Source organism: Halothiobacillus sp. (assembly GCF_027346185.1).
Classification (GTDB): Bacteria; Pseudomonadota; Gammaproteobacteria; order Halothiobacillales; family Halothiobacillaceae; genus Halothiobacillus.
On the sequence record NZ_DAIESY010000021.1, the window covers coordinates 1 to 12,645 of the forward strand.

Annotated in this window: 13 protein-coding genes; 3 read left to right on the top strand and 10 right to left on the bottom strand. The window is 57.7% G+C overall.

From position 1 onward, the window contains the following. Positions 1 to 225 precede the first annotated feature (225 nt). Entirely contained in the window at positions 226 to 2,928 is a 2,703-nt protein-coding gene (locus tag M7R55_RS01595) for a bifunctional acetate--CoA ligase family protein/GNAT family N-acetyltransferase (RefSeq protein WP_366881124.1), read from the bottom strand. Between the two features lie 312 nt (positions 2,929 to 3,240). Between M7R55_RS01595 and M7R55_RS01600 the strand changes: the two genes are divergently transcribed. Then, complete coding sequence (locus tag M7R55_RS01600; protein WP_298217886.1) at positions 3,241 to 4,173, top strand: histone deacetylase family protein; 933 nt, start codon at positions 3,241 to 3,243, stop codon at positions 4,171 to 4,173. A 123-nt stretch (positions 4,174 to 4,296) separates the two neighbouring features. After that, positions 4,297 to 5,097 carry an undecaprenyl-diphosphate phosphatase gene (locus M7R55_RS01605; protein WP_298217887.1) on the top strand — a complete coding sequence of 267 codons (801 nt, stop codon included), beginning with the start codon at positions 4,297 to 4,299 and terminating at the stop codon, positions 5,095 to 5,097. Between the two features lie 39 nt (positions 5,098 to 5,136). On the opposite strand, the gene M7R55_RS01610 is transcribed toward M7R55_RS01605, so the two are convergent. Then, on the bottom strand, positions 5,137 to 5,802 hold the full coding sequence (locus tag M7R55_RS01610; protein WP_298217890.1) for a cation transporter: 666 nt from the start codon (positions 5,800 to 5,802) through the stop codon (positions 5,137 to 5,139). A gap of 78 nt (positions 5,803 to 5,880) precedes the next feature. On the opposite strand from M7R55_RS01610, the gene M7R55_RS01615 reads away from it, so the two are divergent. Continuing rightward, complete coding sequence (locus M7R55_RS01615; RefSeq protein ID WP_298217892.1) at positions 5,881 to 6,285, top strand: MerR family transcriptional regulator; 405 nt, start codon at positions 5,881 to 5,883, stop codon at positions 6,283 to 6,285. A 7-nt stretch (positions 6,286 to 6,292) separates the two neighbouring features. On the opposite strand, the gene nusB is transcribed toward M7R55_RS01615, so the two are convergent. The 8 genes from nusB to M7R55_RS01655 form a co-directional block, all read right to left on the bottom strand. After that, positions 6,293 to 6,883: a transcription antitermination factor NusB gene (gene nusB / locus M7R55_RS01620; RefSeq protein WP_298217894.1), complete on the bottom strand. Its 591-nt coding sequence runs from the start codon at positions 6,881 to 6,883 to the stop codon at positions 6,293 to 6,295. Next, positions 6,880 to 7,365, bottom strand: a complete 486-nt coding sequence (gene ribE, locus M7R55_RS01625) for a 6,7-dimethyl-8-ribityllumazine synthase (RefSeq protein WP_298217906.1) — start codon at positions 7,363 to 7,365, stop codon at positions 6,880 to 6,882. The genes nusB and ribE overlap by 4 nt, the downstream gene beginning before the upstream one ends. Before the next feature lie 30 nt (positions 7,366 to 7,395). Beyond that, complete coding sequence (gene ribBA, locus M7R55_RS01630; protein WP_298217895.1) at positions 7,396 to 8,529, bottom strand: bifunctional 3,4-dihydroxy-2-butanone-4-phosphate synthase/GTP cyclohydrolase II; 1,134 nt, start codon at positions 8,527 to 8,529, stop codon at positions 7,396 to 7,398. 99 nt (positions 8,530 to 8,628) lie between these two features. Next, positions 8,629 to 9,279, bottom strand: a complete 651-nt coding sequence (locus M7R55_RS01635; RefSeq protein ID WP_298217897.1) for a riboflavin synthase — start codon at positions 9,277 to 9,279, stop codon at positions 8,629 to 8,631. A 121-nt stretch (positions 9,280 to 9,400) separates the two neighbouring features. Further along, entirely contained in the window at positions 9,401 to 10,561 is a 1,161-nt protein-coding gene (ribD, locus tag M7R55_RS01640; RefSeq protein ID WP_298217898.1) for a bifunctional diaminohydroxyphosphoribosylaminopyrimidine deaminase/5-amino-6-(5-phosphoribosylamino)uracil reductase RibD, read from the bottom strand. Then, positions 10,551 to 11,078 (bottom strand): transcriptional regulator NrdR, encoded by a 528-nt coding sequence (gene nrdR, locus M7R55_RS01645; protein ID WP_298217899.1) that lies wholly within the window; start codon positions 11,076 to 11,078, stop codon positions 10,551 to 10,553. The genes ribD and nrdR overlap by 11 nt, the downstream gene beginning before the upstream one ends. 21 nt (positions 11,079 to 11,099) lie before the next feature. Beyond that, positions 11,100 to 12,353, bottom strand: coding sequence for a serine hydroxymethyltransferase (glyA, locus tag M7R55_RS01650; RefSeq protein WP_298217901.1), 1,254 nt, complete (start codon positions 12,351 to 12,353; stop codon positions 11,100 to 11,102). 98 nt (positions 12,354 to 12,451) lie between these two features. Beyond that, positions 12,452 to 12,645 (bottom strand): hypothetical protein (locus M7R55_RS01655; RefSeq protein ID WP_298217903.1); only part of this gene is annotated, 194 nt, incomplete at its 5' end.

Sequence of the window (12,645 nt, forward strand, 5' to 3'; positions counted from 1 at the left end):
CTTTGCGATGCAGTCGAACGACTTGTTTACGCCGTTCATGCAACTGCTCCAGGGTTTGAAATCTTGCATCTTCTTTATCCATGCAAATAAAGACAAAACCCGTTAACAAAAGTTCAATCTTCTATGTTCCGGATCAATAAGCAAAGGAGATGCTCCAGCTTCAATCCAATAACTTTGCTGCACTCAGTCCTTGTAACCGCCCTGGAATATATCAGTCCGAAAGACTTACAAGCGCCGCGAGATCCGGATGGCGTCCTTATCGGATTCAAGCACCTGCTCGCTGAACCCCGTTCGGGCCGCAAGTTGCCGCATGGGTTCGTTTTGCAACAAAACGTCCCCGAACAAATACCGCACGACACGCCGTCGGGCGTAATCGATGAGCATTTCGAGCAGATGACTGCCAAGGCCACGCCCGTGCCACTCGTCCGCCACCACCAGGGCAAATTCGGCGCTTTCACCATCCGGCTCCAGGCTGTATCGCGTCACGCCGACTTCCACCTCTTCACCGCCCTCTGGTGCGTACAAGGCAATGAAGGCCATTTCGCGGTCGTAGTCGATCTGGGTGAATCTGACCAGCATCTCGGGTGTGAGTTCGTTCAGCATCCGCATGAAACGAAAATACCGCGTTTCCTCTGATAACCCGCGTACGAAACGCTGCTCGATCTCGGCATCTTCGGGTCGAATGGGACGCACCTTGATGACCTGACCGTTATCCAGCACGATCTCTCTTTGGAACGAAGCCGGATAGGGATGGATCGCCAGATGGGCATAGGGTTCCTGAATCGGCATGCGTTCGGTCAGTTCAATCCGGGCATCCACGGCCACGACAGACAACTCACCGGCCAGGAGCGGATTGATATCAATACCAGCCACCTCGGGCAACTCACAGACCAGCTCGGAAACCTGCATCAGAATTTGATCCAATGACTTTCGATCGACGGCAGGCGCATCACGGAACGGACCGAGCATCCGGGCCGCATGGGTCTGCGCGATCAATCGATCGATCAACAAGCCATTCAAAGGAGGTAGCGCAAGCGCCCGATCACGCAACACTTCCACGGCAATGCCACCCATGCCGAAGGCGATGACCGGACCGAAGACCGGATCACGCGTCACGCCCAGCAGCAATTCACGGGCATGACCGACCTCTGCCATCTGCTCCACCGTAATCCCTTCGATTTGCGCCTCGGGATGTTGTGCCCGAACACGATCGAGCATCTCCTGGGCCTGTTGCCGCGTGGTTTGCACACTGCGCACATTCAAACGCACGCCGCCAACATCGGTTTTGTGCGTCAACGTCGGCGCACTGATTTTCAGGGCAACCGGGAACCCGAGCGACTCGGCCGCCAGCATGGCTTCGTCCGCATCTCGCGCCAGAATCGTTTGCGTGGTGGGAATATGGAACGCATTGAGAATCGCCTTGGACTCTCGCGTGGTAAGCACCTTGCGACCTGCGCTGCGCGCCGCGGCCAGAATCATTCTCGCGCCAGCAACATCCGGATATTGTTCAGCCAGGGCTGGACCCGGCGTCTGCATCAGCACCTGCTGATTACGTCGATGCGCCAGCAAGTAGGAAAGCGCCTCGACTGCCGTTTCCGGTGAACGAAACTGCGGGATATTCGCGGCATCGAACATGTCACGAGCCTCGTTCACCAGCTTTTCACCCATCCAGCAGGCAAGAACCGGCTTTTTATATCCCGTTTGGGATTTGACCACATCGATCACGGCCTGGGCACAGGCGGTCGGATCGGTCATGGCCTGTGGTGTGAGCATCACGATGATCATATCCACGCCCGGATCTGCCAACGAAAGGCGCAACGCCGTCTCGTAGCGCTCGGCCGTCGCGTCCCCGATGATGTCCATCGGGTTGCCGTGCGACCAGGTCGCGGGCAATGCTGCATTCAGTGCGGTAAAGGTTGCGTCACTCAATTTTGCCAAAGGCACGTTCAGATCGGCCGCCCGATCGGTGGCCATCACGCCCGGCCCGCCGCCATTGGTGAGAATCAGGAGCTGATCGCCCCGCAAGCCGAGGCCGCTGGCCAGTATCTGTGCGGCTGAAAACCACTGGGTAATGCGTTCGACCCGAACGACACCAGCCCGCGTGAGCGCCGCGTCGAACACATCGTCCGCACCGATCAACGCCCCTGTATGGGTTGCTGCCGCTTTTGAACCGGCCGCGTGACGCGCCGATTTGAGCACGATCACAGGTTTCATGCGCGCCGCGGCCCGCAAGCCACTCAAAAAGTGGCGGGCGTCCTTAATGCCTTCGATGTAAAGCAAAATGCCGGTGGTTTGCGTATCCAGCGCCAGATAATCCAGCAAGTCACCAAAGTCGAGGTCTGCCGCATCGCCTGTCGAGGCAATAGCGGAGAACCCGACTCCGCGGCTTTGTGCCCAATCCAGCACCGCCGTAACCAGAGCGCCCGATTGCGACACCAGTGCCAGCTTACCGGGCAGTGCCTGATTGTGGCTGAATGTCGCATTCAGGCCGATACCGGGGCGCATCACACCCAGACAGTTCGGCCCCATCAGACGCATACCGAACTGCTGCGCCAATTCCAGACTCTCGCGCATCAGTCGCTTGCCTTCGGAACGGTCGGCTTCCCCGCCTTCACCAAACCCCGCGGAGAGAATCACTGCAGACTTCACGCCCGCCATACCGCATTGCCGGAGAATACCCGGAACAGAAACAGATGGCGTCGCAATGACGGCCAAATCAACCGGCTGATCGAGGTGCAGAAGATCCGGCACGCAAGGCAGACCCTGAACCTGCGTGTACTTGGGATTGACCGGGACAATCGCCCCCTTGAATCCCGCCTCCACCAGATTCGCGAGTACCATGGTGCCCACGGCGCCCTCGCGCTCACTGGCGCCGAAAACGGCCACGCCTCGCGGATTGAACATCGGTTGGAGAATATGCCCTGCCATTAACTCATCCTCTTGTTGCATGGATTGCTGAATATAGGGCGCCTCCAAAAACCTTTCGAGGCGCCCGTGCACCACATGGATGTGGTGCCGCGCAATCGCGAAAGCGATTGAAATAGCGAGAGTTCGTTGCGGGTTTCCCGCAATAAACGTCCTCGAAAAATCCCGAGGACGGGGTTTTCCGAGGTACCCTATAGGATCACGCCCGGCCCGTAAACGGCTTCATCCGCGCGTTATCTTGCTCTGATCGATGCGCCCGCGCAAAATAGATTCACACGATCACCACCCACGATAAACATCCAGGATGGCAACCCGATGAATCTTGCCTATATCACGCATCCCGATTGCCTGCTGCACAGCAATGGCCTGATCGGGGGTGTGCCGCATCCGGAAAACCAACGACGCCTCACCGAAATCCAGGATCATCTGATCGCCCAGGGCATCGAACCCTGGCTGGTTCATCTGACCGCACCGGCTGCCACCAAGGAGCAACTCTGCCTCGCCCATGAACGGGCGTATGTCGAAGATGTTTTTCAGAATGCGCCGGAGGTTGGCGGTTTTTTGTACGATCAGGATGTCGTGCTCATGCCACACACCCTTTCCGCCGCACGTCATGCCGCAGGAAGCGGTATTGCCGCCGTCGACTGGGTCATGGCCCAGCCGAACCGACGCGCCTTCTGCGCCATCCGTCCACCGGGGCATCATGCAGGAAAACACAAAGCAGCCGGATTCTGCCTGTTCAACAATGCGGCTATCGCCTGCTGTCACGCACTGGCAAATACTGGACTCGACCGGGTGGCCATTGTTGATTTCGATGTTCACCACGGTGATGGCACGGAAGATATCGTGGCGGGCGACGAACGCATCCTGTTCTGTTCGAGCTTTCAGCACCCGTTCTACCCGTATAGCGGCGTCCCGCCCTCTGGCGACAACTGCCTGCCTGTTCCTTTGCCTCAAGGTACCCGGGGCGACACCTGGCGCAGCGGCGTATCAGCGGCTTGGTTCGACCGACTCGATGCCTTCGCACCCCAACTGATTGTCATCTCGGCAGGCTTTGACGGTCACCTGCTCGATGATATGGGCGGTTGGGGGCTGGTTGAAGCCGACTATGAATGGCTGACACATGAATTGGTACACATCGCCGACCGCCATGCCCAAGGCAGAATCATCTCCTTGCTGGAAGGAGGCTATGAACCGCACGCGCTGGCCCGCAGCGTGGCCGCGCATATCACGGCATTACAGGCTTGAACCCTATAGTCGCCGAACCCGATGAGGATGACGAAATGGTAATCCTAAGCCGCCTGCCTCAATCAACCGATTTAGGATAAGCTACCGGGCTTGTTTTGCCTGCCTATTGTTGAGGTGTCTAACATGATGTTGCCCGACTGGCTCACCGCCGCCGTTCTTGGTCTGGTTGAAGGTGCCACAGAATTCTTGCCGATTTCATCCACCGGCCATTTGATCATTGCCGCGGATTTTCTGGGTTATACGGGCGATGGCGCCAAGGTATTCGAGATTTTCATCCAGCTGGGCGCGATTCTGGCGGTGATGTGGTTTTATCGGCAAAAACTGACAACCGTGCTGGTGGGCCTGCCGCGTGAGCGCAGCGCACAAAAATTCACCCTGAATCTGATTGTGGCCTTCATCCCCGCCGTCATTATCGGGCTGGCAACGCACAGCTACATCAAAGCGCATCTGTTCAACCCGCTGTTTGTGGCCGTTGCCTTGATTATCGGCGGGTTCATTATTTTACTGGTCGAACGGTTCGCGCCCGCGCCGCGTATCCACCATGTCGATGACATGAGCTGGAAAGATGCACTCAAAGTCGGCGTGGCGCAGTGCTTTGCGCTGATTCCGGGCACGTCCCGTTCCGGCTCGACCATCATGGGCGGCATGATGTTCGGCCTGTCGCGGACCACGGCGACCGAGTTCTCATTTTTCCTGGCCATCCCGACCATGCTCGCCGCCACGCTGTTCGACCTGATCAAACACATGCACCTGCTGCATCCCGAAGACATCCACATGATGATCATCGGGTTCATTGCCGCATTCATTTCCGGCCTGGTGTTTGTGAACATGCTGCTGCACTACATCAGCAAACACACCTTCAAAGGCTTTGCCTATTACCGGATTCTCTTCGGCGCGCTGGTGCTCTGGTACTTCTGGCCCTGATTTTCTAACGCGCTTAATGCGCAAAAAGAAATGATCAATTCAGGACGCCGCTTTATCCTCGGCTGGTACCTTGATTGGCGACTGAGTTGACGCCAGACGAAGTTCACTACGTGCCTGGCGAACAATGCTCCAACCGGCGGAAATCGCCAGCCATGACATGATCAGCGCCACAATCAAATCCGGCCATCGGCTGTCGGTGCCGAAAACACCCAGTGCCGCAAGCAAAACGGCTATGTTGCCCAAGGCATCATTGCGGCTGCACAGCCAGACTGAGCGGCTGTTCGCGTCACCATTACGAAAGACATACAGCATCACCGCAACGCCGCCATTGCTCAACAGCGCAAGCAAGGCAATCGCCCCCATGACAATGGGTTCTGGTGTGATGCCCCACGCAGCCGACCAAACGGCATGACCGGCGATGAACACCCCAAACAACAGCATCGACGTGCCTTTCACCCACGCAGCGCGAGAACGCCATAATGCCCCCAGCGACAATACGGCCAAGGAAATGCCATAGTTCGCCGCATCGCTGGCAAAGTCCACGGAATCGGCCAATAGGGAAACCGAATGCGCTTGCAATCCGCCCACGATCTCGATCAGAAACATGGCCAAATTCACCACGAGCGCAATCCATAATGCGCGCCGAAATGGCCCTTCTTTCGGTGGTGGCAGTTGGCAAGAATCAGAGTGGCAACAACCAGCCATGCTTTTTCCTCTTGTGGTTTAATGAGGGATGCAGTAAAAACCCTGAAGCGGCTTCAGAGTCAAGTGGGGCAGAATGTCATGAAACAGTGGCGGATAGGCGGGGTCGCAAAACAGACCGGTTTAACGGTCGAAACCCTGCGTTATTACGAAAAACTCGGCTTGTTGTCACCACCCGCACGGACGGCGCAGGGGTATCGGTTGTATGACAAGTGGCACTTGGGCGAATTGGCTTTTATCCGTCATTGCCGAGCACTGGATATGTCGCTGGACGACATCGCCAGCTTGCAGCAGGCGCAGCGTAATCCAGCGGACGATTGCCGCCGCATCGATCATTTGCTGTCAAAGCACCTCGAAGCCGTGCATGCACGCATTCTGGCCTTGCAGTCGCTGGAAATGCAATTGCGCGCACTGAGTTTGCAATGCGATGCCCGCGGCCGTTCGATACGCGAATGCGGCATTTTGCGCGCATTGAAGAACGATTGATTTAAAATTATGCGCGTGGCTCGGCAGTGCGCACCCGGTCCGCCAACCTATCCAGTACGCCATTGATGTATTTGTGGCTATCCGTTGCGCCGTACAGCTTGGCCATTTCCACCGCTTCATTGATGGCCACCGCACGCGGGATTTCCGGCGTGTGAATCAATTCGAACGCGCCAAGACGCAAGATCGCCTGCTCGATCGGATCGATTTCCGCAAGCGGGCGATCCAGCAAGGGTGAGTAGGCCTCGTCAAGCGATTCCTCGTTCGCCGACACACCGCGTACGATTCTACGGAACAGTTCCAGATCGACCTTGAGCATGAAGGCATCCTCCATGAACTGCGCATCCAGCAAATCGACGGGTGTATGGTTCAGGATTTGTTGATACAACGCTTGAACAGCCCGCTCGCGAGCCCAGCGCCAGCGCTTCTTCGGCGATGGCTTGCGGGGCGGGTGGCTTGATCTGGATTTCGACCTGGATTTCGACATGGCAGGTACTGCCTCTTCCTGCGCCGCATCATCGGATACGGGATCACAAGCACCTACAGAATCAGCTAAGGACGCCTTCGATTGTTCCCAGGGGAATTCAGAGAGTTTAGTCACTCGATATGATCCAGTTGCTTGACAAGATTGACCATCTCAATGGCCGTGGCGGCGGCTTCGCTGCCTTTGTTGCCTGCTTTGGTGCCGGCACGCTCAATCGATTGCTCGATGGTGTCGGTCGTCAATACACCAAAGATGACGGGCAAGTCGAAGTCCATGGCCACAGCGGCAATACCTTTGGCCGCTTCGCCGGCAACGTAATCGAAATGCGCTGTGGATCCCCGGATCACCGCACCTAGACAAATGATTGCATCAAAACGTTCACTGGCCGCGGCGCGTTGGGCAACCAAGGGGAGCTCGTATGCACCCGGCACCTTGATCAGAGTGATGGCGTCAGTCGGCACACCCGAACGCTTGAGGGTATCGATAGCGCCTTCGACCAGACGATCCACAATGAAGGCATTCCATCGTGTGGACAGAATGGCGTAACGCGCCTCGCCAGTGGCGGTCAGTCCGCCTTCAATTATCTTAATTCCGGCCATACTCATTCTTTTGCTCCCACGATCAATTTGTTATTTTGCCATTTCGGCAGTCGCCTGGGCGACTTCATCATAAATGTAATCCACGACTTCCAGACCATAACCCGCCAAGGCATGGAAGCGTTTGGGGGCACTCATCACGCGCATGCGCTGAACGCCCAAATCTTTCAGAATTTGTGCACCCACGCCGTAGGTTCGGACATGATCCTTGGCGGGAGTCGTCGGCATTTCGCCGGTTTGCCAGTGGCGAAGCTGCTGGAGCACGTCGTCTTCGTCAATCATAGGGCGCAGGATAATGGCGACCCCTTCGCCCATCTGCCCCAGCCGTGCCATGACATCGGACAGGGGCCAACCGCAATCCGAACCCAGGGGTTCAAGCAAGTCGCAAACCGGTTGGTGCACATGCACCCGGACCGCGATGGGCGTATCTGGCGAGGGCTTGCCCCGAACCATCGCAAGGTGCGTTTGCCCCGTGCTGTGGTCCTTGTAGCTAACCAATCGGAACGTCCCCCAGCGCGTTTCGATCTCGGATTCGGCCACCCGCTCGATGGAACGTTCATGCTTCATGCGATAGCGGATCAAATCCTCGATCGAGCCGATCTTGAGCCCATGGGTCTGGGCGAAGATCTCAAGATCAGGCCGGCGCGCCATGCTGCCATCCTCGTTGAGGATTTCAACAATCACCGCCGCGGGCTCCTGGGCACCTGCCAATCGAGCCAGATCTACACCCGCTTCGGTGTGCCCAGCTCGAGTCAGCACGCCGCCTGCCCGGGCCATCAAAGGAAAAACATGACCCGGCTGCACGATATCGGTGGGCTTTGCATCCTTCACCACGGCGGCCTGTACCGTCCGTGCGCGATCCTGAGCGGAAATCCCGGTAGTTACCCCATGAGCCGCCTCGATGGATACCGTGAACGCCGTCGAGAACTGCTCGCGGTTCTGCGAGACCATCAAGGGCAGCTTGAGTTGAGCGCAACGCGCTTCCGTCAAGGTCAGGCAAATCAACCCGCGCCCGAAACGGGCCATGAAGTTGATGTCTTCTGGCCGCACCTTCTCTGCCAGCATGAGCAGATCACCTTCATTCTCGCGATCTTCATCATCAACAATGATGACCATACGCCCTGCAGCGAGGTCTTCCAGAATTTCATCGATTGAACTGAAGCTCATTTAGATCGGGCTCTTATATGTTTGGGTCAAGGGATGAATTCTAGCATTTGACGACGCCTGATCGCTTGAAAACCCGTTACTCTCGGCAAAAATCGCGGCTCAACCAGCCGAATAAGGAGAGCCCATGTAGTCGGCGTAGGGATGTTTGGCTGAACTCGCCTGCCCTGCCAGCAATCGTTCGAGATAACGCGCCACCACATCGATTTCGATATTCACCTGACTCCCCACGCGGTACTGCCCCATGATGGTCTGTGCCAGCGTGTGCGGGATGATGGTCAGGCGAAACCGTGAACCATCCACATCGTTGACGGTCAGGCTGACGCCATCGATGGTCACCGATCCTTTTTTTGCGATGTACTTCGATAAATCATCGGGCGCCCGCAGCCAGAAACTGGTCGCACGCGCCTCTTCGCTGCGCGATTCCACTTCGGCCAGACCATCGACATGCCCACTCACCAAATGCCCGCCCAACGGCGTGGACAAGGTCAGTGCCGTTTCAAGATTCACCGGCGAACCCGGTTTCAGATGACCGAGCGTGGTGAGTTTCAGCGTCTCGCGCGAACAATCCACGGTAAAACTGTGCGCGTCAAAAGCCGTGACGGTCAGACACACACCGTTGACCGCGATGCTGTCACCCGGGGCGACCTTGTTCATATCCAGCTTGCCCGCATCGATAGTCAACTGGATATCACCACCCTTGGGCGTCATGGTCCGCATTGAACCAACAGACTGAATAATGCCGGTAAACATGGCCTTCCTCCGGAGATAAGGTTTTTCAAAGATGATTTTCCAGGAGCCTGTTGGACTGGGCGTGCAATACATTCCTATATCGCAGACTCATATCGCAAACCCATGGCGATTGTTCAGCACATCATCCAGTAGCACCGGATGAATCAGCGAGTGGCACCAGCGTGATGCGAAGATCATGCCCCACCGTCAGGGTGTCCCGAATCTGCCAACGCGGCGCACCATCGAGCCGATCCGGTGACGGTAAGGCAAGACAGGGTTGGGCCTTGTGCCCCAGCAAGATGGGCGCCTGATAGATGATCAACTCATCCACCCAGCCTTGGTCGACAAAGGCACCCGCCAGTTTTGGCCCTGATTCGACCAAGACCTCACTGATGCCCTGCTGCGCCAGATCACGCAGGATGAACGCAAGATCCAGACCGGAATCGGCCTGAGGCGCTGCCACCAGTTGAACGCCCCGCGCGGTCAAACCATCGTGATGGATACCCGCATCCACATCGCGTGTGTAGATACGCACGTCGCCTGGCACATCGAAAATCGGTGCGAACGGCGGCAGGCGCAAGCCACTATCGAGCACAACGCGCAAAGGTTGTCGCACCGCGCCGTCAATCGCGAGATCTTCGGGCGACAAACGTACATTCAGGCGCGCATCATCGGTGAGCACGGTGTCCACACCGGTCAGAATCGCAGCGTGGCGCGCGCGCAGAAACTGCACATCGCGCCGGGCCGCCTCGCCCGTAATCCAGCGGCTTTCGCCATTGGCAAGTGCCGTGCGCCCATCGAGCGACTGGGCAATCTTGACCGTGACCCAGGGACGTCCGCGCTCGATACGGGATAAAAACCCGCGATTAAGCCAACGCGCCTCGGATTCAAGCAAGCCAGACTCAACCTGCACACCCGCTGCACGCAGGATGGCATGCCCTTCCCCCGCCACTCGCGGATCGGGATCGGTCATGGCGGTGACCACACGGCGAACCCCGGCAGCGGCAAGTTGCGGTGCGCAAGCGGGTGTTCTGCCCACATGCGCACAGGGTTCGAGCGTGACATAGGCGGTTGCCCCATTGGCGCGTTTGCCCGCCTCCTGCAAGGCGAACACCTCGGCATGGGGGGCCCCTGCGCGCGCATGGAAACCTCGACCGACAACTTCACCCGCCTGAACGATGACGCAACCCACCCGTGGATTAGGCTGCGTCGACGTGATGCCGCGCTCGGCCAGAGCCAGGGCTTCGCGCATCCAGCGAGTGTCATCCGGCGAAAAGCCTGCCTGCACAAACTCAGCCGGCATCGGGATCACCCTTGGTCGCGTCATCCACTTTTTCTGATTTCGTACTCAGACTTTCTTGACCGAGTGAATCCTGATTAAGGCCCTCGATCGCCGCGCGGAAGGCCTCCACGTTGTCGAAGCTCAGGTATACCGAAGCAAAGCGGATATAGGCCACCTGATCGAGTCGCCGCAATGCCTGCATGACCAGATCGCCGATCTTACGCGCCGTCACTTCCTTTGCGCCTGTGGCTTGCAGGGTTTTCTTGATCTGATCGATTTCATCATCGATTCGGCTGGTGGCAACCGGACGCTTTTCGAGCGCGCGCATCATGCCCGAACGAAGCTTTTCTTCATTGAACGACTGCCGGGCACCGTTACTTTTCACGATGCGCGGCAAGCGAATGTCGGCGGTTTCGTAGGTGGTGAAGCGTTGCTTGCAGGCAAGACATTCCCGACGGCGACGGATGGACGCTCCACCCTCGACCATGCGCGAGTCAATCACATGGGTGTTGGGATGCCCGCACGCAATGCACTGCACAGATCAATACCCCGGTGCTGCTTACTTACCGTAGACCGGAAAGCGACGGCACAATGCAGTAACCTTGCCACGCACTTCGGCAATGACGGCTGCATCGTCAATCCCGTCGATCACATCACACATCCAACCCGCCAATTCGGTTGCTTCCTGAATGCCGAAACCGCGTGTCGTGATGGCAGCCGTACCGACACGGATACCGGAGGTCACGAAGGGTGACTGCGGATCATTGGGCACGGCGTTCTTGTTGACGGTGATGTGCGCCTGCCCAAGGGCCGCGTCGACGGCCTTACCGGTCAGACCCTTTTTCACCAGGCTAACGAGAAACAGATGATTGTCTGTACCGCCAGAAACCACATCCAGGCCGCGCTCAACGAATACCTTGGCCATCGCGCGCGAATTATCAACAACCTGCTGCTGGTAAGTTTTGAACGAAGGCTCAAGGGCTTCCTTGAACGCCACGGCCTTGGCGGCGATCACATGCATCAAGGGGCCACCCTGTGTGCCGGGGAAGACCAGGGAATTGAGTTTCTTTTCCACCTCTGGGTTGGCTTTCGCCAGAATGATGCCACCGCGGGGGCCGCGCAGGGTTTTATGCGTGGTCGAGGTAGTGACATCGGCGATCTGGACAGGGCTGGGATAAATACCCGCCGCGACCAGACCGGCTACGTGTGCCATGTCAACGACGAGATAGGCCCCCACTTCATCGGCAATCGCACGGAAGCGGGACCAATCAATCACGCGGGAGTACGCGGAAAAACCGGCCACAATCAATTTTGGCTTATGTTCACGCGTCAGTGACTCGACTTCGGCGTAGTCGATATAGCCTTGATCATCGATGCCATATTGAACGGCGTTGTAGATCTTGCCGGAAAAATTCACCTTCGAACCGTGGGTCAGGTGACCGCCATGCGCCAGACTCATGCCGAGAATCGTGTCACCGGGATTGATCAGCGCCATGAAGACAGCGGCGTTGGCCTGTGAGCCGGAGTGCGGCTGAACGTTGGCATAATCTGCACCGAACAGCTCCTTCGCGCGATCGATCGCCAATTGCTCGGCCACATCGACGTATTCACAACCACCATAGTAGCGCTTGCCTGGATAACCTTCAGCATACTTGTTGGTCAGCACCGAACCCTGGGCTTCCATGACCGCCGGGCTGGTGTAGTTCTCCGAGGCAATCAGCTCGATGTGGTCTTCCTGACGCTTGGCCTCGCCCTGGATGGCGGCCCACAGTTCGGGATCGGTTTTTTGGATGGTGTGGTCGGCGGAGAACATGGTGGTGTAAAAAGCCCGGAAAAATCAGAGGCGCGATTTTACCGCGCCCCGGGCTTTCCTGGGAAATACTCCGCAAAACCGCGGCGTTGGCCGCCGTTTCAGACCCGGAAGCCGGCCACCAGCTCGTTCAGGCCGTTGGCCATGCGCGACACGTTTTCGGCGGTCTGGCTGGTCTGCTGGCTGGCGCTGGAGTTGCTCTCGGCCATCTGGGCGATGCGCTCCACCCGGGCGGCGACCTCGCGTGCCGCCGCGCTCTGTTCGGAGATGGCGGCGTGGATGTCGTCGACCGCTC

What these genes read in the sequence shown, in the direction of transcription:
- M7R55_RS01615 (WP_298217892.1), top strand. Translation starts at nt 5,881, where the DNA reads ATGAAACAGTGGCGGATAGGCGGGGTCGCAAAACAGACCGGTTTAACG.
- M7R55_RS01600 (WP_298217886.1), top strand. Translation starts at nt 3,241, where the DNA reads ATGAATCTTGCCTATATCACGCATCCCGATTGCCTGCTGCACAGCAAT.
- ribD (WP_298217898.1), bottom strand. Translation starts at nt 10,561, where the DNA reads ATGCCGGCTGAGTTTGTGCAGGCAGGCTTTTCGCCGGATGACACTCGC.
- ribE (WP_298217906.1), bottom strand. Translation starts at nt 7,365, where the DNA reads ATGGCCGGAATTAAGATAATTGAAGGCGGACTGACCGCCACTGGCGAG.
- glyA (WP_298217901.1), bottom strand. Translation starts at nt 12,353, where the DNA reads ATGTTCTCCGCCGACCACACCATCCAAAAAACCGATCCCGAACTGTGG.
- M7R55_RS01595 (WP_366881124.1), bottom strand. Translation starts at nt 2,928, where the DNA reads ATGGCAGGGCATATTCTCCAACCGATGTTCAATCCGCGAGGCGTGGCC.
- M7R55_RS01635 (WP_298217897.1), bottom strand. Translation starts at nt 9,279, where the DNA reads ATGTTTACCGGCATTATTCAGTCTGTTGGTTCAATGCGGACCATGACG.
- M7R55_RS01605 (WP_298217887.1), top strand. Translation starts at nt 4,297, where the DNA reads ATGATGTTGCCCGACTGGCTCACCGCCGCCGTTCTTGGTCTGGTTGAA.
- ribBA (WP_298217895.1), bottom strand. Translation starts at nt 8,529, where the DNA reads ATGAGCTTCAGTTCAATCGATGAAATTCTGGAAGACCTCGCTGCAGGG.
- M7R55_RS01610 (WP_298217890.1), bottom strand. Translation starts at nt 5,802, where the DNA reads ATGGCTGGTTGTTGCCACTCTGATTCTTGCCAACTGCCACCACCGAAA.